The sequence below is a fragment of the Salinivibrio sp. VYel1 genome, from assembly GCF_009377945.1.
In the GTDB taxonomy this organism is placed as follows: domain Bacteria; phylum Pseudomonadota; class Gammaproteobacteria; order Enterobacterales; family Vibrionaceae; genus Salinivibrio; species Salinivibrio siamensis.
This window is the reverse complement of sequence record NZ_RSAM01000009.1, coordinates 99,688-120,272: the sequence shown is the minus strand read 5'-3', so window position 1 is coordinate 120,272 and position 20,585 is coordinate 99,688. Positions and strand designations below refer to the sequence as shown.

The 20,585-nt window shown below is 50.5% G+C and carries 16 protein-coding genes and 2 pseudogenes; 1 reads left to right on the top strand and 17 read right to left on the bottom strand.

Annotation, left to right across the window (positions count from 1 at the left end):
* Positions 1–11 precede the first annotated feature (11 nt).
* From fliG to EHW58_RS10200, 13 genes and pseudogenes are all read right to left on the bottom strand, one after another.
* Positions 12–1,067, bottom strand: coding sequence for a flagellar motor switch protein FliG (fliG, locus tag EHW58_RS10255; RefSeq protein WP_152796251.1), 1,056 nt, complete (start codon positions 1,065–1,067; stop codon positions 12–14).
* The gene (fliF, locus tag EHW58_RS10250) at positions 1,057–2,832 is read right to left on the bottom strand and encodes a flagellar basal-body MS-ring/collar protein FliF (protein ID WP_172970035.1); all 1,776 of its coding nucleotides are present in this window, start codon (positions 2,830–2,832) and stop codon (positions 1,057–1,059) included. The genes fliG and fliF overlap by 11 nt, the downstream gene beginning before the upstream one ends.
* 15 nt (positions 2,833–2,847) lie before the next feature.
* Positions 2,848–3,159 (bottom strand): flagellar hook-basal body complex protein FliE, encoded by a 312-nt coding sequence (fliE, locus tag EHW58_RS10245; protein ID WP_046074949.1) that lies wholly within the window; start codon positions 3,157–3,159, stop codon positions 2,848–2,850.
* A 110-nt stretch (positions 3,160–3,269) separates the two neighbouring features.
* A pseudogene (locus EHW58_RS16035) lies at positions 3,270–3,443 on the bottom strand (helix-turn-helix domain-containing protein); the annotation flags it as partial.
* 78 nt (positions 3,444–3,521) lie between these two features.
* Positions 3,522–4,679, bottom strand: a pseudogene (locus EHW58_RS10240) (sigma-54-dependent transcriptional regulator); the annotation flags it as partial.
* Positions 4,676–5,725 (bottom strand): PAS domain-containing sensor histidine kinase, encoded by a 1,050-nt coding sequence (locus EHW58_RS10235; RefSeq protein ID WP_152796249.1) that lies wholly within the window; start codon positions 5,723–5,725, stop codon positions 4,676–4,678. The pseudogene EHW58_RS10240 and the gene EHW58_RS10235, both read right to left, overlap by 4 nt.
* Positions 5,726–5,863: 138 nt before the next feature.
* Positions 5,864–7,348, bottom strand: coding sequence for a sigma-54 dependent transcriptional regulator (locus tag EHW58_RS10230; protein ID WP_152796247.1), 1,485 nt, complete (start codon positions 7,346–7,348; stop codon positions 5,864–5,866).
* 163 nt (positions 7,349–7,511) lie between these two features.
* Positions 7,512–7,916, bottom strand: coding sequence for a flagellar export chaperone FliS (fliS, locus tag EHW58_RS10225; protein WP_046074953.1), 405 nt, complete (start codon positions 7,914–7,916; stop codon positions 7,512–7,514).
* Between the two features lie 12 nt (positions 7,917–7,928).
* On the bottom strand, positions 7,929–8,234 hold the full coding sequence (locus tag EHW58_RS10220) for a hypothetical protein (protein WP_077606536.1): 306 nt from the start codon (positions 8,232–8,234) through the stop codon (positions 7,929–7,931).
* Complete coding sequence (fliD, locus tag EHW58_RS10215) at positions 8,234–9,592, bottom strand: flagellar filament capping protein FliD (RefSeq protein WP_046074954.1); 1,359 nt, start codon at positions 9,590–9,592, stop codon at positions 8,234–8,236. Before fliD ends, EHW58_RS10220 begins: the two co-directional genes overlap by 1 nt.
* An 18-nt stretch (positions 9,593–9,610) precedes the next feature.
* Positions 9,611–10,009 carry a flagellar protein FlaG gene (locus EHW58_RS10210; RefSeq protein ID WP_227486540.1) on the bottom strand — a complete coding sequence of 133 codons (399 nt, stop codon included), beginning with the start codon at positions 10,007–10,009 and terminating at the stop codon, positions 9,611–9,613.
* Between the two features lie 86 nt (positions 10,010–10,095).
* A complete protein-coding gene (locus EHW58_RS10205) occupies positions 10,096–11,220 on the bottom strand; it encodes a flagellin (RefSeq protein WP_152796244.1) in 1,125 nt (374 codons plus the stop codon).
* Positions 11,221–11,488: 268 nt separating this feature from the next.
* The gene (locus EHW58_RS10200; protein WP_152796242.1) at positions 11,489–12,631 is read right to left on the bottom strand and encodes a flagellin; all 1,143 of its coding nucleotides are present in this window, start codon (positions 12,629–12,631) and stop codon (positions 11,489–11,491) included.
* Between the two features lie 444 nt (positions 12,632–13,075).
* On the opposite strand from EHW58_RS10200, the gene EHW58_RS10195 reads away from it, so the two are divergent.
* The gene (locus EHW58_RS10195; RefSeq protein WP_152796240.1) at positions 13,076–15,178 is read left to right on the top strand and encodes a lipopolysaccharide assembly protein LapB; all 2,103 of its coding nucleotides are present in this window, start codon (positions 13,076–13,078) and stop codon (positions 15,176–15,178) included.
* A 106-nt stretch (positions 15,179–15,284) separates the two neighbouring features.
* Here EHW58_RS10195 and flgL read toward each other — a convergent pair whose 3' ends face one another.
* The 4 genes from flgL to EHW58_RS10175 form a co-directional block, all read right to left on the bottom strand.
* On the bottom strand, positions 15,285–16,478 hold the full coding sequence (gene flgL, locus EHW58_RS10190) for a flagellar hook-associated protein FlgL (protein ID WP_046074959.1): 1,194 nt from the start codon (positions 16,476–16,478) through the stop codon (positions 15,285–15,287).
* Positions 16,479–16,489: 11 nt separating this feature from the next.
* Positions 16,490–18,367, bottom strand: coding sequence for a flagellar hook-associated protein FlgK (gene flgK / locus EHW58_RS10185; RefSeq protein WP_152796238.1), 1,878 nt, complete (start codon positions 18,365–18,367; stop codon positions 16,490–16,492).
* A 169-nt stretch (positions 18,368–18,536) separates the two neighbouring features.
* Positions 18,537–19,487, bottom strand: a complete 951-nt coding sequence (gene flgJ, locus EHW58_RS10180) for a flagellar assembly peptidoglycan hydrolase FlgJ (protein ID WP_077577998.1) — start codon at positions 19,485–19,487, stop codon at positions 18,537–18,539.
* Between the two features lie 8 nt (positions 19,488–19,495).
* Positions 19,496–20,551: a flagellar basal body P-ring protein FlgI gene (locus EHW58_RS10175; RefSeq protein ID WP_369795706.1), complete on the bottom strand. Its 1,056-nt coding sequence runs from the start codon at positions 20,549–20,551 to the stop codon at positions 19,496–19,498.
* Positions 20,552–20,585: the final 34 nt, after the last annotated feature.

Below are 20,585 nucleotides of genomic sequence, written 5' to 3'. Positions count from 1 at the left end.
ACAAAAACGACTTAGACGAATTCATCGCCGCCGCCTCCGGTAAGCATGATTTCACCTGCATCAGCGAGACGGCGTGCGACAGATAGAATCTCTTTCTGCGCCCCTTCCACGTCTGAAACCCGGATTGGCCCCATGGCTTCGATATCATCTTGCAACATTTCTGCTGCACGTTTAGACATGTTGCGATAGATTTTCTCGCGCAAGTTATCTTCCGCCCCTTTGAGCGCTTTTTGCAGCACTTCTTGTGGTACATCACGTAGCAAGGTTTGTACGCCGCGATCGTCCACATCAATCAAGTTATCAAACACGAACATCAAGTCTTGGATTTGTGAGGCCATCTCTTCGTCTTGATCGCGAATCGAGTCCATCAACACCCCTTCGACGCTGTTGTCCATGTAGTTCATGATTTCCGCTGCCGCTTTCAAGCCACCAATTTTGGCCGCTTGTGCCCCTGCTTGACCTGCAAACTGTTTCTCCATGATCTCATTCAGCTCATGGAGTGCGGCTGGTTGCACTTCTTCAAGGTTGGCAATCCGCATCATTAAATCGAGACGGTCACGCTCTACAAATTGCGAGAGGATCTCTGCCGAATGCTCGGGATCCAAATAGGATAAGACGATGGTTTGGATTTGCGGGTGCTCGTTGATGATAATGCTGGCCACTTGGCGCGGATCCATCCATTTCAGTGAGTCCAAGCCTTTGGAGCCGCTGCCCAACAAGATCTGATCGACCAAATTATTCGCTTTGTCCTCACCCAAGGCTGCTACCAGGGCGTTGCGCACAAAGTCTTCACTCCCCATCCCAATCGAGGTGTATTTTTGGATTTCCTCCAAAAAAGCTCGATGGACGGCAGCCACTTTGTCCGAGTTAAGGTCAGTCATCGAGGTCATGGCCGCGCCTACCCGCTGAACCTGTTTCGGCTCAAGGTGGCGAATAATACTCGCGGCGTCTTGTTCACTTAAACTGAGCAGCAAAATGGCGGCTTTTTCAATCCCACTCAACGAGTTGACATCGAAGTTTGAGCCCGCTTGCTCATCACCGCCTGTGGTTGCGACTTCATTTGCCATCTTCGGTTACCCAATTTTTCACCGCTTGTGCGGCCAGGTCTGGCTCATTAGCCACCAGCGCCCGCACCGCTTTTAACAAGTCTTCATCTTTATGTAAGTTTGGCAGCTCAACATCCGACGCTGACATCGCAAAGTTGCTAGAGCCGTCAAGCTCAGAGCCTATCAAGCCGACATCATCCCCATCAGGGGTAACTGGCAAGCCGTCTGGGCCAAGGATTTCGCCATTGGGACCCACGGTGTTGCCATCTTCGTCGGTATTTGGATAAAGCAGCTTTTTCATCGCTGGACGAACCAAGACCACGATAATAACAATAATCACCAAGGCCGCCGCTAACCACCGTACCCAGTCATTAAAGTTGGGATGATCCCAAATCGGCACATCTTGCTCGGCCGCTTGCTCTGGCTCAACAAAGGGGACGGCGATGACTTCAAGTACATCTCCACGTTGTTCGCTAAAGCCCACCCCGCCCATTAAGAGACGGCGGATTTTGGCCAGTTCATCGTCTGACAACGGCTGCTTGACCGTATCCCCGGTTTCAGGGTCGACACTTTGTTTAAAGTTCACCGCCACAGAAACAGTTTGCCGATCAATAACGCCTGACTGCGCGCGGCGGTGGCGAATGGTGGTATCGAGTTCAAAGTTACGTGTCGATTCGCGGCTCACTGAGCCGGTACCACCTGCACCATTTTTAAGATCCCTGACGTCTTCCGGAATGGAGGCATCGGCCGGCGGCTGGTTGCTTAACGCCCCTGGAATACCCGCTACACGATCCGAGCCATTATAATCTTCGCGCGTATATTCGCTTCGTGTTGCCGGTGTGTTGGGGTTAAACTGACGCTGCGTTTCTTCTAACGAACTGAAATCCAGTGACACGTCGACTTGCGAGGTATAGTTACCCAGCCCTAGTACGGGGATCAGTATTGAGTCGATTTTTTCGCGCAATTGACGTTCTTGCTTACGTTCCAATTCGTACTCTTTGCGTCGCGCCGCTGACGCAGGATCTTCACTGCCAGAATTTAGCAAACGACCATGTTGGTCGGTAACGGTGACGCGCGTGGGTTTTAGCGAGGGGACGGCAGAGGCGACCATATCAACGATGGAGTCCACTTCCTCTTGACCCAAGGTGTTCGTCCCTCCCAAGGTTAAGAATACCGTGGCCGACGCCTCTTGATTGTGGCGCACAAAGACACTCTGTTTGGGCATCGCTAACAAGACACGTGCTTTTCGCACTTGCCGCACTTCTTCAATCGCGGCGGCGAGCTGTCGCTCACGGCTAAGTTTTAAACGTTCTTGCTCGAGTTTTTGCGAGACGCCAAAACCCATGTCATTGAGCAAAATTTCATCGCCTTCGGCCGTGCTGGTATTCAGCCCTACCCGGGTTAAACCGAGACGAATCGAGGAATAATCGCTTGAGGGGACGCGGATGGTATTACCATCCAGTTGGTATTCTACTTTGTTTTGGTCAAGGTGATCCAAAACAGGGATCAGTTCTTCTGTTTCGTACGTACCCAGTGGCCGCATTTCGGGTTCCTGCACCCAAAAAAACAGCATCATGATCAGCGCAACACAAATCGCAACCGCTAACACCAAGATCAACTGGCGCACCATGTCGAGATCGCCAAATATCGAGTTTGACGATGCTGACTGCTCTGATGCGTCCGGATCTTGCGTGCTTTGCTCTGCGTCTAATGCCGCATCGGTTGATGGCAGTGCTGCTGCGCCATCTGAAACCGCCAGATCGGTGTTTTGGTTCTCTTCAGCCACTGATTAATTCCTACATTAAACAGGCATATTCATGAGTTCTTTATACGCCTCAACTAACTTGTTGCGCGTTTGCACGGTGGCATCAAACGCCACACTCGACTTGTTTCGAGCAATCATGACATCCGATAAGCTTACATTGCGGTCACCTTCATCGAACCGTGTGGCAAGCTCACCCGACGTCTTTTGCAATCCATTTACATGGTTAATCGCACTGGCAAGCATATCGCCAAATTCTTGGCTGACTTGTTGACCAGTTGCAGGCTGAGAGACATTCTTCGCCGCTGCCGCCATGGCTTGCATCTCTTGCGTCAAGGCATTCGCTTTCATCGTCGATCCTTCCTGTGTCAATATTTTGTCAATTCAGTCAGATTTTCATCAGTCATCTTACCATGTGCAACTTTGAGACCACTTTCGCAAAGGCTGACGACTTTGGGTGATTACTGGGGAATATCAATCCCGGCGTCGCGCATTTTGGCGAGCTTATAGCGCAGTGTCCTGGGGCTGATCCCTAAGCGCTCTGCCACATCTTTACGCCGCCCCTCACAGGCTCGAATGGTCTCCAGTATGATGGAAAACTCCTGATCGCGTAATTCATTGCCTAACCCTGCACCATTAGACTGCGCTTCCATCGCATCATGACTCGGTACTGAAGATGACGTTGTCGCCGAAACGGTTGATTGGCTATCCATCACCTTACTTTGTAAACTCGAGGCATCTTGCCAGTCTTGCCCTTCAAGTAAAATATCTGTCGCTTGAATATGAGATTGGGTTGCCAGTATCAAGGCACGCTGCATCACGTTATCAAGCTCCCTGACATTGCCCGGCCAGGTGTAATTCAACAACTTTTGCTCAGCGTCAGGCTGTATGCTTGGGCAAGGGAGACCTTGTTTTTGACAATGCCGTGATAATAAATAGTTTGCCAACGGGATGATGTCACCTGGGCGTTCATATAACGCAGGCCACGTGATGGGAAACACATTCAGACGGTAATATAAGTCTTCACGAAAGTGCCCTTGGGCAACATAGTCTTTTAGATCGCGGTTGCTAGTGGCAAGCACGCGCAAGTCAAGCTGAATGCTTTTGCGACCCCCGAGACGTTCCACCTCTCGCTCTTGTAACACACGGAGCAGTTTGGCTTGTAGCCCCAAATCCATCTCACTGATTTCATCCAATAAGATAGTGCCACCTTGGGCTTGCTCAAATTTTCCCGGACACGCTTGCACAGCACCGGTAAACGCCCCTTTTTCATAGCCAAAAAGGGTTGCTTCCAGCATGTTTTCTGGAATCGCGGCACAGTTAATCGCGACAAACGGGGCACTCGCGCGGGTAGAATGGTCATGGATATAGCGCGCCATCACTTCTTTACCCGACCCTGAGGGTCCAAGGATCATCACGTTGGCATCAGTGTTGGCAACCTTATCGGCCAAGGCTAACAAGGCGACGCTTTTAGGATCCTCTGCAATGGCATCCGAGTCGTCACTTTTAACCGGGGCGTAGCGACTGACCATATTAAGTAGCACTTCAGGCGCAAAGGGTTTGGCCATATAGTCGATCGCCCCCTCTTTCATGGCAGCGACCGCATCCTCAATGTTGGCATAAGCCGTCATGAGCAAAACGGGTAAATTCGGCATATGTGTTTTGATTGAGCGCAAAAGCGCCAAGCCATCCATACCCGCCATCTGTACATCTGAAACAACAATATCAATCGGCTCGGCTTTGAGTGTCACTAGGGCTTGCTCTGCACTGTCCGCCTCACGCCAATGGTATCCCGCCAAGGCTAGGGTATCGACCAGCGCCTCGCGCAAGCCTTCATCATCTTCAACGATTAGCACTGTGGTTTGGCTCATTGTGTTTCTCCTACGCTCTTACCCTGCTCTGCCGCTACACCCTTGGCGAGCGGCAAACACAATGTAAAACAGGCCCCTTTTTCAGGCTCCGATTGTAAGGTGAGCTTGCCATCATGGGCATGACACACCATTTGCACAACGGCGAGGCCAAGACCTGTACCTTGCTGTCGTGTAGTAAAAAAAGGCTCTAAAACTTTCGCTTGCAGTTCAGGCGCAATCCCAGGACCATTGTCCGCAACAGACAGCAATAAATTATCGCCTTGTTGGCGCGAATCAACCACAACTTGGCAGCCCTTGCCTGCCACTTGAGCGGCATTGACGACCAAGTTACTCAGCGCGCTGGCCAATGCATTGGGGTTACCGAGCAACGCAAGACTCTCATCATCACTGTTGATGGCAAAGTCAACATCGTGACCTTGAATCACCGCATCCACCATCGGCTCGAACTCGTTAAACAACTGCTCAACGGTAAACACTTTAACCACTTTGTTGTCGCCACCCTTCGCAAACAACAACATATCATTCACTTGTTTTTCCAAGTCATGTAGCCGGTCTAACAGTTTGAATTGAAACCGCTGCCGGGTCGCATCGTTGAGGTTGGGCGCGCCAAGATTCGACGCATATAAAATCGCGCTAGATAGCGGCGTACGCACTTGGTGTGCCAGCGACGCCACCATTTTCCCCAACGACGATAGCCGTTGCAGATCACTGACGCGCGACTGCAATAAACGGGTTTCTGTCATGTCGGTGATCAAGATAAGTTGCCCTGAATCGGACGCAGAAATGGCAAGCTTCACCCGACGACCATCTTTGAGAGAGACTTCGTGTCCATCATCATCTCGCGGCGAGAATGCGCGTTGAATCACATCAAACCATCGCTGCTGAGTAAGCGGTTCCCCAAGAAGGCGATGTGCCTCTGGATTGGCTTCAGCGACACGGCCATTCGCATCAAGCAAAATAACGCCTGCTGGCATCACATCGAGAACTTGCTTATACCGAGTGACTTGTTGATCCACTGATCCCAGTGGCGAAGATTGGGTTTCCATTTAGGCAACACACATTTCGATCAAGGTTTTACTCACTTAAGCAGAGATTATGCCATAAAAATAACTAATATTATCAGCTAGTTGAAGACAAAAAAGCGAAGTCATTTTTTTGACTCCGCTTTTTGACGCCTCGTCGTTCTAGATTAATTCTTCCTTATTCAATCCGTACTTTCGCATCTTTTCTACCAGTGTCGTTCGCCGCATACTCAGCATGTCAGCCGCCCTAGCAACCACACCAGACTGCGCCTCTAGCGCCTGCTTAATCAAATCAATCTCAACCTCGGCGAGGGTTTCTTTCAAGTTAACCCCCTCAGGCGGCAAGCTTGTGAATCCTGGGCTATCTGCAAAGCCTGGCATATCCTCTTCGAAAGCAGGTTCGTCCGGCTCATGAAACATCGCCGTTAGCGCATCACGCTCCGCCATTTCAGTATCTTCGACCGAATAGGCCTCAGGCTGGAATTCAGGGATATCACTGTAGCGATATTTAGCTGGCAAATGGTTCACATCGACCATTTGCCCAGGATACAAGATAACCAAACGTTCAATGAGATTAGCCAGCTCGCGTACATTGCCTGGCCACTCATGCTCCATCAGCGAATTAATCGCGCGAGGTGAAATATGGATCCGACCATTACCTTCCACATCAAGACGAGACATGAGCTCATGGATCAATAGCGGAATATCATCAATTCGCTCGCGCAGCGCTGGCATTTCGATAGGAAAGACATTGAGTCGATAATACAAATCTTCTCGAAACTCACCGTCTTTGATCATGGTTTCTAGCGTACGGTGGGTCGCGGCAACGACGCGAACATTGGCGCGAATGCTTTTGTTGCCTCCCACTCGCTCAAACGTGCGTTCTTGCAACACACGTAACAATTTGACTTGCATTGGCATCGGCATGTCGCCGATTTCATCCAAAAACAGCGTTCCGCCTTCCGCCAGTTCGAAGCGCCCTTTACGCGCTGAAATCGCGCCCGTAAAGGCACCTTTCTCGTGACCGAAGAGTTCGCTTTCTAACAGCTCTCCTGGAATCGCCCCACAATTGACGGGCACAAAGGGGCCAGACGCGCGCGATGAGGCATGGTGAATATGACGCGCCACCACTTCTTTTCCGGTACCGGATTCACCGAGGATCAAAACACTGGCTTCGGTAAAAGCGACCTGTTCAATAAGATGACGGACCTGTTCGATGGCATCGCTTTTGCCCACCATATTATGAAAGGCGGTATTATCGCCAGACAACTGTGGAATACTGAAAGCCTGTTTACCAGCAAACTCGCGGCAGTGATGGAGTGCATCGAATAATTGCGGGTAGTTCAAAGGTAGCCCAAGTTCACCCACATAGTTAGGTAACCCTGAAAGCTCACGATCGTGGCGTCGAATCGCAATCACAGGCACGTGATGATAGGTCGCAAGCTGCTCAAGTACTTTTTCAAGTAGCGGTGTCGAGCGGACGTGGCCAAGAAAACATGCGCCCCAGTTTTGCTCCCAAAGTGCATCACTGACATCTGTGGTCGAGTGAAGCGCGTAACGCTCGCCGATAAAGTCGAGTATCACGCCGAGATCGTGACGAAACTGGTCATCGTCATCGATAACGAGGATCTTTGCTAAATCTTGCATGTGTGAGATACGTCTGCCCTGATAACTTTTTATAATTGTGTCGCTTTTAAGCAACAACAATCTCAATTTTAATCAAGACATTGTAATAGAGAACGCGCATAAGGCAACCGGAGACACAGTAAACCTGTGACTCCAGTGCCATGTCAGTGGTTTGATAGGCAGTTTAACTGGTCGCTTGAGTCATATTATGGTATTCGGAAGGGATCTGGTCCCAAGCGGATTTTATCTCTCTTAACAGCTCAATCACATCGTCGATGGGTTCCGGTTTGTTTTCCAAATTCGCGGTACTCACCTGACGAATCATAAAGTCATAGATGGCGTCTAAGTTATCAGCAATATCGCCGCCATCATCCATTGATAGACATGCACGTAGATTAATAATGATATCTAACGCTTTACCTAACCGCTCACCTTTGACGGATAAGTCGCCTTGTGCCATGGCAGCTTTGCCTTGAATTAAGCGCTCAATCGCGCCTGCCATCAGCATTTGGATAACCTTATGAGGCGACGCAGCGCTTAATTGACTGTCAACCGAGACCTTCTTGTAGGCCTGTAGTGAGCCTCTCATAGTCTTCCTCACTTATTGAAATTTCTTATACAGCTGCACAGACTGCTTCCCCTTGCGCTGCTGTAACAAGCGCTTGGCAGCATCGGCTTTCTGCCCCTCGAGTGCATCAATGAGCGTTTCTGTTCTTGCTAACGCTTGAGACCATTGCTGTTGATTCGGCGCTTGTGGCGACGCTGCAATCTGCTCAAGCAACGCTTGTCTGTCATGCAATTGCTGAGCCAGTTTTTCTGAATCAATGTCACTCATGTTCAATTGCTGCGCAATTGCTTCATCAATCTGCTCGAGTGCGTCGAGCCATTCGGATACCTGGGTCATCATTAACCCGGCATAATGTTTTGCATAGCTTGTAACTGTGAACGCATTTGCGAGGTGGCTTCTTCCATCGCAGAAAAGCGCTGCATGGTGCGCGACTCTAAGTTTTCCATGCGGCGGTCTAACTCTCGTTGGTCATCACGAAGGCGAAGTTTTTGCTCTGACAATGTGCTTTCACGATTACTGATCGCACCACCCGCGCCGGTAAAGCCGCCGACGACTTGTTCAAGCTGACGCGCAAAGCCATCATTACCACCAAAAAAACCTTCCAATGCGTTAAAGTTTTGACGCAGTTGCCGATCAAGCACCTTGTTGTCGACTTCTAGACGACCGTCCATAGTAGTAGTGACACCAAGCTCGCTCAGGGTTTTCATTCCCTCCGGGGCTTGCTCAATCGGTGACGAGAAAAGATTGCGCAATCGACTGGTTGCCGTTCGAATGACACTTTCCCCCACCAAAGGGCCACCTTGCTGGGTCTCAGGGTCATACTTACTGACCGCTTGCGAGACACGGAAAAACGCATTGTAATTATCGACGAACGACGTAATGGTCGAACGTACAGACTCTCGGTCATGTTCAACGGCGAGTGCCAACGGCTTATCACTGGTTTGCGCGACTTCCAGTGATACGCCTTCGATGGCATTATCAAAGGTGTTCGTGGCACTGGAGACTGACGCGATACCATCAATCAGTATCTTGGCATCTTGTGCAGCTTGCATTTGTGCCATGCCGTTATTGGCTTGTCCCGCTTTGAAGCCTAACTGATGAAGCGCACTCCCCACTTGCGCATCAACACTGACTTCCACCTGATTATCCGCCCCCGTTTTATTGCCATTCAACACCATGCGTGCGCCGCTATCATCTTGGATAAGCGACGCTTGTACACCGGGATTTTTCGGATCGCTATTAATCGCACGCACGATGTCTGCCAAGCTGTCTTTGCCTTGGGGAACATCAATCACACTGGTGCGATTACCCATGGTAATAGTGAGCTTGCCACTACCTAAAGACGCATCAGCATCAACGCCCGGTGACACAAGCTTGTGTGCACCCGCGAGTTGCTGAACATCGATTTGATAACGACCGGGGATGGCATCTGGCGTCGCGCTGGCGCCAAGTGCGTCTGGATTGCTAACTGATGTGGTTCTCGCCGCAAAACCTTCATTACGACGAAAATCGTACATTTGGGTTTTGAGTTTATCGAGAGATTCTTTTAAGCGGCCAAACGCACTGATGTCGGTTTCGACATCATTCATGCGTTTGACGATACGCTCTTGTTTAGGTGCACGCTCAGCATCCACGATTTTAGTGACCATGGAGTTGATATCCATGCCACCGCCCATGCCTGCTGCCTTAACACTCATAACGACTCTCTCACCTCGTTATACCTTTTCTGTGACAAGCCCTCGCGCGTGTTGCGACAATTGCTTAGCAAGCTCTAACATTTCCTGCTCTGGGATCTGACGGATGATGTCACCACTGTTCATTTCATAAACGGTGACCACACTGCGTCCTGTGTCTTCATCCAAACGGAATGCGAGCCCCTTGTTAAAGTCGGACATAAACTCATCGAGCCGCTCTACCAACTTCTCCAGTTGTTTGCGTTGTAGCTGACGATTTTCCTCAATGCGCTGTGACTGCTCTACACGGCGTTGTTGCATTGACTCTCTCGCCTCACGACGCTCTGCCTGCTGGTGCTGGCTGACCGGATCTGGGCGTACTTTTCCAACTCTTACATCTCTAGCAACCTTTGTGCCATCAGAATGAGCTGAGTGCGGCAGGGATGAATTTGTAACGGATGAAATGTCCATCGCTATTCACCTCCCAAAACGTAGCGGCGGCGATTAGGCCGCCACTCGTGAATGGTTTAACCGAGCAAGCTCAGTGCGGCTTGTGGTGCCTGCTTGGCTTGCGCCAAAATAGAGGTACCAGATTGCTGCAAGATTTGTGATTTGGTCAAGTTGGTTGTTTCTTTGGCAAAGTCCACATCACGGATACGGCTGTTAGAGGCCGAGACGTTTTCATTAACGTTATCCAAGTTGGCAATGGTGTGGCTCAAGCGGTTTTGCTTCGCACCCAATTCCGCACGGTGAGAGTCGATAAACTGCATTGCATTATCAATCATACCCACGGCTTTTTGCGCACCACCCATAGACGAAACATCAACATCTTTAATGGTTTCATCCACTTTGGTACCCATCGCTAGCGATGTTGCCAAGGCTCCCGTGAAGGTGGCATCTGATCCAGCACCGGTTACGATTTGCAGCTCGCCATCTTCAGTCACAGACGCACTCAGTTTATCTTGAGCTTGACCATTGATGTAAGTAGCGATCTCTTCAATATCATCTCCGCCTTTGGCCGTCACATTGATAGATGTGGACGTCCCGTCAGCATTAGTGATATTGATTGCCATGGTGGCACCGGCAGTCGCCGTCCAACCTGCTGATTTAGCGTTAGCGGCCGTAAAGCTTGCCCCACCCATTTCGCTGTGGTCAGCACGGATGTTTTTAAACTCCATCATCACAGCTTCACCGGCGTCTGCACCCACTTGGAAAGAGCGCGTACCGAAGGTACCGTTAAGCAGTTTCGCCCCACCAAACGAGGTGGTTTCTGCGATACGGTTCAGTTCGTCTTTCAGCGCGACAACCTCTTCTTGGATTGCGCTACGCTCAGCATCACCGTTGGCACCGTTAGCTGATTGCAGTGACAAGTCACGCATACGTTGCAAGATGTTGCTTGACTCTTCCATCGCACCTTCAGCGGTTTGCGCCATTGAGATGCCGTCATTCGCATTTCGTACAGCCACGCCCAAACCACTGCTTTGTGCCATCAAACGGTTAGAAATCTGAAGGCCTGCCGCGTCGTCTTTAGCACTGTTAATGCGAGAACCGGATGACAAACGCTCCATCGAGTTGTTCAGCGCATCGGTTGAGTTATTCAAATAACGCTGAGCAGTCATCGCAGGGACGTTAGTGTTAACAGTAATAGCCATAACTATTCTCCTTTGGTTCTAGGTCCGGCTTCGCCCAGCTGACCAGGGAAAACCAGTATCAAAATTGTTCACAACCCATTTAGCGGCGCACGTTGAGAAAGCTTTAGCTTTTTTTGTCGGTGCTTGGCGGTGCATTTACACCACTGCCGTAAGGCGCTATGAAGGTTAACGCCCAAAGGAGAAATATCTTTAGCAAGATTTTGCGAAAAAATGGCACAAAAAAAAGCGGCAACCCATTGCCGCTTTTAGTGTGTTGATATAAAGAGAATTATTGCAGAAGGTTCAGTGCCGCTTGTGGCATTTGTTTCGCTTGCGCCAACATGGAGGTGCCCGCCTGCTGCAAGATCTGCCCTTTGGTCATTGCCGTGGTCTCTCGGGCAAAGTCGGTATCGCGGATCCGGCTATTCGATGCCGCCACGTTTTCCTGAATATTCGACAAGTTGCTAATGGTGTGGCTGAGTCGGTTTTGCTTGGCACCCAAGTCCGCACGTTGGCTGTCAATATAGCGCATAGCCGAATCAATCACCCCCACAGCCATTTGCGCGCCACCCACATCTGACACATCAATGTCAGCAGTAGAGACCAGATCGCCATTACCGCTCGCTAAACCAAGTGATGCCGCTAGACCACCACTAAATGTGACCGCCCCCTGCACATCGGGCTCTTGCACAAAGACTTGCAATTGCCCCTGTTCATCAACCGATGCGGTGAGCATTTCATCCGATTGACCATTGATATAGCTGGCCAGCTCTTCGACATCATCGCCCGCTTTTGCATTAATGCTCAAGCTGATGTTTTCACCATCTTTAGTCGTAAATTGCAGCTGTAATGTCGAGGCTGCGCCATCCACTTCCCACCCAGCTGATTTGGGTTGACCGCCAACAAATTCTACGCCACCCATGCGGAAATCATCAGCGCGAATACTCGATAGTCCCATGATGATCGCCTCACCGGCATCCGCACCAATTTGGAACGAGGCTTCACCAAACGAGCCATTAAGCAATCGACGGCCACCAAACGCCGTGGTTTCAGCAATCCGGTTAAGCTCATCTTTCAGTGCTTCTACCTCTTCTTGGATAGCGACACGCTCAGATTTACCATTGGCACCGTTTGCAGACTGGAGGGAAAGATCCCGCATACGCTGCAAAATGTTGGTCGATTCCTGCATTGCCCCTTCGGCAGTCTGCGCAATAGAAATACCATCATTGGCGTTTCGCATTGCCACATCAAGGCCTCGTGTTTGGGCAACCAAACGGTTAGAGATCTGCAAACCCGCCGCGTCGTCTTTAGCACTGTTAATTCGGCTACCTGACGACAGACGTTCCATTGAATTATTCAACTCATCGGTCGCTTTATTCAGGTAACGCTGCGCAGTCATCGCAGACACGTTGGTGTTAACTGTTACACCCATTTTGCTCTCCTTTGACTTTCGCTTGCTTTGCGAAACAGCCTACCCGCGACGTGTTGCACTGTGTTTGGCGGTGCTGCGGGAACAGCTTGTTAATCAGTTTCAAAATCAGCCCGTTCAAAAACTGGCCGCTTGTTCGAATAAATACAATATGTGTGCCAACTTTTTTAAATCCTTAAAAATCATGATTTTAAACGCTTTTCGTTGTACTAACAGCCAAAATTGATTCAAAAAGCGCTGCCGCTTTTCTGTGCTTGGCGGCAAGGTGCGGCAATGCCTCGCCTAGCTTTTGCCGTCTATGTGAGCGTTAGCCTGCAAGTTAGCGGCCAACTTCGCTCAACAGCCGGACGCGAGGCATATTTTTTGCTAAATTATTGGCTTATCGATGCTCGCCAGCCTCTTGCGGTAATACGCGAGGCTCTCACGGATAACAGGACGATGTAACCGATGACGCAAGACAATGACGGCCACACTAATATGACGCTGGATGACGCCTTCCAGCTCGGGATTCGTCTTTACCAAGAAGGGAAGAAAACCGACGCGCGGCAAGTGTTCGAGCAAATACTGAGCCACGCACCCGATACCGTGCAAGTGCGGCAAGTGCTGGCCGTATTGGATGCGGAAGCGGGGCAACACGCGCAAGCAATGGCTCACCTTGACCACGCGCTTGAGCATGCCCCTGACGATCTGTCTTTGTTATTCGATAAGGCACAGTTATTGACGCAACAAGGGCATAATCACGCGGCCATGGAACTTGTTGAGACATTGTTTGCCGCCGCTCCGACGAACCAAGACATCCTTAATTTGCGTGAGCAGTTAACAGCCAAGCTCGGCCTACAGGGAGAAAGTCGTCGAACGCATGCTTTGCGTGACGAGCTCCACCAGCTAAAAAACCAAGGGCTGGCCGATGAAATTAACAAAACCTTGTCAGTGGCGGCTGATTTGGTCGCTGATGGGCATAGTGACCAAGCTGAGCAGCTTTACCAAACCATACTCACGCTGGAGCCGGATTACCCACCGGCGCTGATGGCATTGGCGCAACAAGCATTGGATCAGAAAGCGTTCGGCAAAGCACAACAATTGCTACTACGTGGCAGTGAAAAAGCACAGGCTCATCCAGTTTGGCAACTGCTACTCATCCGCGCAGAAGCCGGACTGGGGGAGTATGCCAGCGCGCGCCAGCGCTGTTTAACGACCTATAAGCAAACGCAAGACACGGCATTTTTGCGTCAACTCCTAGTGGTTTATCTCAATGAAGCTAACTGGCTAGAAGCAAGTAAACTGGCCAAACAATGTTTGCGTGATGAACCTGAGCGCGGTGAACTACACTATGCCCATGCCCGTGCGACCTTCGAACTGCTCAAGCAGCACCATCAATTTACCCAAGATAAATTAACCGATTGCTACCAGATCCACCTCAAGGCACTCAATCATGTCAAGGATAAGCAAGCCAATACGTTACAAGCACAACTGGGCGAGCTTGATTGGTATATGGGCGATATTGAGCAAGCACAGCATCGTCTAGAAGCATTGCTATCGGCGCAGCCGGATGATCAGGCACTGCGATTTAACCTGGCGTTTGTCTATCGTACGCAAATGGCCTGGGAGAAATTCTACCAAGCCAATGAAGCTGGGATTGAATGCGGTCGCCGCCTCAAATATCACGGCAACTTACCCCGTTGGGATTTATCTCGGCCAAAAACCGATGCCGTGCTTATCATGCCCGAGCAAGGGGTTGGGGATGAACTGGCTTATTTTCACAATGTTGCCATGGTGGTTGAACGCACTCGGAAAGTGTATGTCGGCTGTGATCCCCGCTTAGAGCCCCTACTACGCCAAGCTTTCCCCAGCACGGAAATTGTGCCCATTTCTCGTACTGACGGGAAAGACATTTTTGTGCCAGAGCATGTCCTGGCCGATATTGATAGTTGGATTGCCGGTGGCTCGTTGGCGGGCCTGTGCTACCAACACTTTGGGCGCCATTTGTATCACCAAACCTACATTGTCCCAGATGTCGCCGCCGATGCGCCTTGGATCGCCCCGTTAGCCGAGCTACATCAACACGGGCCCGTGTTTGGCGTGTGTTGGCGAAGTGGCCTCGCCGCCGCCACCCGTAATATTCACTATTTGGTCGCGGATGAATTGGCTGGCTGGATAAAAACCATGCGCCAGCTTTGCCCCAATGCCCAATTTGTCAATTTGCAATATGGCGAGTGTGATAAAGAACTCAGTAAAATTAAGAAACAAACGGGGGTCGAGATCGTCTCCTTGCCGGGACTGGATCTTAAAAATGACTTTATGGGGACGGCGCACACAATCAAACAATTGTCTGGTGTGTTTACCGCAGGGACAGCGGTACACAGGCTGACGGTTGCAGTTGGCACCCCATGTTATGTGTTTTTTGCCGGCCATCAGCACAGTGATATGCAAACCCCTGACGCGATGCCGGGGAACCATGAGTACGCGTTCAGTTATCCGCCCATGCTCAAAGATAAGCAACCCCTGCTCGATGCCATGGCACACCGTATGGTGAGTGACCTCTGCCCCTGAAGGATGAGACTGCAAGTCTAAACGAATACAAAACGGGGCCGCTGATGCGACCCCGTTTTTCTCTTATCTTCGGCACCTTGTGGCCAACAAAGGCTTACGCTTTGGGTTAGATATAATTAAACAGCGAGAGATCTTTCGTTTTGGCAAAGGCCTGTTGGGACGCTTGCAGCGCGAGCATGTCCTCGTTCATATCGATGGCCGCCTGGGTATAGTCCAGGTCTTCCATGGTGCCCAGTGAGCGGTTGAGTACCAACTTGAAGTCTTTGTGCATACTTTCTTGCCTATCTAAGGTGGTCAGTCGTGTTCCCACTTCTGAACGAGCCTTGTTCAAATGCTTGAAGGCTGCTGCAAACTGTTCGGTCACTTGGTGGAGTTCTGCTGTGGCAGACGCATCGTCAATATCGGCATAAGACAGCGCGGCACCATTTTTAAACGAATCAAAAACGTTAAAACTGTCTTGCCTTTCAAGGTTAATGGTATCACCTGGCTTCATCTCACCCTCGAAAGTCATTTTCAGCGTGTTCCACTCAACGCCGTTTTGAGGATCATACAGCCCGGCACTGACCTCAGTACCATCTTGCATCAACGAGTAGGTGGTGTCCCCACTCGCATTAACGTCAAAAGACACCGAATAGTTAGAGGTATCCGCATCATTGGTATTTTCCGCTTTCGCCATCAGCAGTAAAGACCCGTCTTCAAGATCGTATTCAGGCTGATAATCACCAAAAGGGTTATCAATTTCCATAAACAGTTTATCGCCTGGATCAGACGTCGGCACTTCTACCGCTGGGGCTACTTGGGCCGTACGAAAGTAACTATCCCCCGCATAACGCACGTTGCCTTGGCTATCACGATAAAAAGGCTGCGTACTGGTTTGGGTACCAGAAAACAAGAAATTGCCTGACTCATCCTTGGTGTTCACCAAGTCCATAAAGTTATCAAACATCCCTTGCAAATCTTGCCGATGCGCGGTGCGGTCTTCCACCGATAACGAGCCGTTGATCATCGCCATCACTTTGCGTTTCGCGCCGTCCATGAGCTGTTCGGACTCATCAATCGCGATTTCTTCGCGAGTTTGTCGGTTTCGCGCTAACGTTATCGAGTCAATAAATTGGTCAATCTGCTCATCTTGCTGGCGAAAGTTTTGAATGTAGATAGACGACACCGGATCATCACCGGATGTAATAACACGTTTCCCCGTCGCCATCTGCTCTTGGTTATCCTGCACCTTCACATTCTGACGCATAATGTCGTTGGAGACCGACTGGTAATTGTGAAAGCTGGCAATACGACTAATCATACTGTCCTACCTTATCGCGTTGCATTGAGCAGAGAGTCAAATGTTTCGTTAGCGGCGGTCATAATCCGTGACGCCGCCATGTACGCGCGCTGAAACTTCATCATATTGGCCGCTTCTTCATCCAGGTTCACCCCAGACACTTCCGCCACACGACTTTCTGCGGCATCGTGTTCAACCATACTCACATCTTGCAGACGCTCATAAGAGGCTTTTTGCACCCCAAGATCGGTACTTAGTCCCTCATAGACATCGAGCACCGTCGAGCGACCGTTATCCATCAGTTTTTCCGTTTGCAGCTCTTGCATGCGGATAAGATTACTATTGTCACCATCAGCCGGGATAAGGCTGATAGCCAGCACATCATCCGGTGCCGCTTTATCGTTGATCTCAACGACAGTGCCATTGACATCAATCGGTCCACCCGGTGGGTAGGCTTGTGGCGCGACCAAGACTTGCCCCTTAGGATCGGTCACCGCAAATTGGCTGCCATCGGGGGAGAGCCGAACTTGAAACTCTTTTTGTCCACCGGCTTGTAAAATTCGCACATCACCGTCGCCATGACTCACCGAGCTTGCACTGACATAACTTTGCGCCGCAATATTCGCCGGATCCTCCATGGTCACACGCATTTGCCCAGCCGCTGAGCGAGCGGGCCGAATTAAAACGCGCTCATTAGCCGCCAACCCGGCATCCACTTGTACTCGCATCCCGTCGACATTAAAACTAGGCGGCGTGCCACTCGGTGTCACCGTCGATTGCTTTCCATCCGGTGAGGTGAGGGTATATTGGGTGCCATCAAATTTCAGTTGATAATCACCCCGCTTGAGCTGCTGAAGATCATCGATATAAACTTTCAAGTCAGCGGTAGAGTCGCCGCTTTTTATCGCGCGCGCACTCGCAATACGGTCACTGTTGTAGTCAGTGAAAATGTTCTTGCCAACCTCACCGTTAAGATCAAACCCTTGACCCTGTAAGTCATTGAGCGATTCAGAAAAGCCAATGGCCATCCGTCCTAATTCGTCTCGCGCTTGTCCTAAGGTATCATCACGATATTCAAACAATGCCCCGAGTTTGCCGCGGATGTCTTGATTAGAAATCGCTTTCACTGTCTTACCTTCCACCAACGCCAAACGACGCTCTTGATGGTCAGGCTTGCCCGGCAAGGTGGTCAACTCGCTACTATTCATCCCTGACACCAACATATGGCCACTGCCGATAATCACGTTGAATAGCCCATCTTCACGCGCGTTCACACTCACCTGCGTATATTCAGAGAGCTCTTTGATCAGCTTGTCATGCCGGTCTAGCAAGTCATTGGCTTCGGCGGGCGTTTTCAGTATGGCTTTATGCACATCCACCAACTCTTGACCAATGTCATTCATTCGTTTGACGGTGGCATCAATTTGCGAGGACGTATCAATTGATTGCTGCTGCAACACACCATAAACATCGTTCATACCAGAAGCGACCATACGCGCTTTCTCGAGCACGACTTTACGAGCGCCCATGTCGCTGGGGCTATCTGCCAGCCCTTTGACCGCCCCATAAAATTCGTTCATATTCTCGGGTATTTTTTTGGCCGAATGCGCCATCATATCGTCAAGCCGCCCAAGCTGTTCATTGCGGGCAGCAGCATGAGAAAGGTTTGACGTCGAGACATTTAACTCGTTGACCGCAAACTTGTCATAGTTGCGGCGTATTGCCGCGGCATGGACACCGGTGCCGTAGTTATTGCCGCCCCAAAACTGGACATCATTGGTTTTTTGCTCAACCGACTGACGACTATATCCCTCCGTATTCACGTTAGAGATATTGTGACCTGTTGTATTCAGCTGTCGCTGCGCAGTCAGTACGCCTTGCGACCCAAGGGAAAGCAGGTCCAAGCCCATTGTGCCTCCAAATAACCCGGCAATTAAAACGAGATACTAGGGGTTAAGCAAAAATTGAGCCAAGGAGTGAATTTGAGTTATTGTCTCATTAAAACAATGTATTAAGGAGTTCAAGAGTACAATTAAAGCAAGATGAAGTAAAAACGGCAAGCTCTTGCCTGCCGCCGCCTTAGTCCATCATGCCACGCACTTGGTCGAGCACACGAATGACTTTATCGGCATATTCCGGATCGGTGGCATATCCGGCTTGATGAAGTGCCCGAATAAACTGTTCAGGTTGCGCAGATTGCGATAAAGCTTGCTCATAGCGCGGGTTGTCACGCAAAAATGAGACGAAATCGTCAAAACTCTCTTGATAGGAGGGGTACGACCGAAAGCTTGCCGTTTCTTTGACCGGGATCCCGTCATACACTTCTAGGGTTTGTGTGGCGACTTTATCGCCTCCCCAACGTTGATCCGCTTTTATATTAAACAAGTTATGACTGTTATCGCGGGCATTGGCGATAACCTTTTTTCCCCAACCGGTTTCTAGTGCTGCTTGAGCAAGAATAATCGCCGGATCCGTGCCTAACGCGCGGGCCGCGCGACGAGCATGCGGTGCCAGCGTGTTCACAAAGGAATCAGGCGAATCGAAGCCTTCTGAACGTTGGGGCGTAGGGGGACTGGCGACTGGCGGCGCGATAGACTGACTATCGAGCGCCGCAATCGCTTTTTCTGCTGCCTCTCGACTACGGTTTTGATCCAACGGCAAAGATTGCGCCGACGCGCGAGCCGCTTCATTCATATCTGGCTGGCTGTCGCCTTGCGCTTTGCCTAATTGTTCAACAATCATATCCGCGAGGCCCAGTGAGCCCTCTCGGCTTAGTTCACTGGCCATTTGTTCATCGGCCATCTGCTCATAAAACTTCGAGGTACGATCGTCGATTAAATCAGACTCAAACGCCTCATTGGCATCACGCATTGACTTGAACAGCATCTGGGTAAATAAGGACTCGAACTGCTCGGCGGCTGAACGCAACGCCGCTTGCTCATCCCCTTCTTCCCCTTTCACGGCTTGGCGACGTAGTGAGTCGAGCTGGCTTATATCGTGTACAAATTGACTATCAACAGGAGATTTCATGCGTTGCCCTATATCACTATCAATTGGCCATCAATGGCCCCAGCTTGTTTCAGCGCTTGCAGAATCGCCATGAGATCGGAGGGAGCAGCACCAACGCCATTCACGGCGCGGACTAAGTCGTCTAATGTCACGCCAGGTTTAAAGTGGAACATCCGCCCTTGCTCTTCCTCAACATTGATCTCGGTATCAGGCGTGACCACAGCTTCACCGCCACCTAATGGATTAGGCTGATCAACATTGAAGTCCTCTTGGATCGAGACCGTCATGCCACCATGGGTGATCGCCGCTGGGCGAAGGCGCACATTTTGCCCGACCACAATCGTGCCAGTGCGAGAATTAACGATTATTTTCGCTGCCGCATCACCCGGCTGAAACTCAATATTTTCAACCGTTGATAAGAAAGCCACACGCTGGCTAACATCACGCGGTGCTCTGACTCTCACTGAGGTTGCATCCATAGCTGATGCGGTTGACGGACCAAGAAAGCGATTAACCGCATCCGCCATACGCTGTGCGGTAGTAAAGTCGGATTGGAATAAGTTGAAAGTCAGGTAATCACCACGACCAAAAGGATTAGGAACTTCCCGCTCAACGGACGCGCCATTAGTGATCCGTCCAACGGTTGGGGTGTTGCCCACCAACTGAGAGCCATCAGCACCGGTGGCGCTAAAACCGCCCACAATCAAGTTTCCTTGTGCGGTCGCATAGACATTACCATCCAAGCCTTTGAGAAAAGTTTGTAACAAGGTGCCACCACGTAAGCTCTCTGCCGAACCAATCGACGACACGGTAACGTCAAGTTTTTGACCTTGTTTTGCAAACGCGGGCAAGTCAGCGGTGACGGCAACGGCGGCAATGTTAGCTGATTGAGGATTGATATCTGGCGGCAATTGGATGCCAAAGTTTTCCAGCATCGACTTAAAGCTTTGATCGGTAAAGGGCGTGCTTTCACCTGTACCGGGTAACCCCACCACCAAGCCATAGCCGGTTAGGGTGTTACTGCGTACCCCTGCGACCTCCGCCACATCTTTGATGCGTGCGGCGAGGCTTGGCATCGCCACCATCAGCAAGACTATCGATAACAACCACTTTTTCACG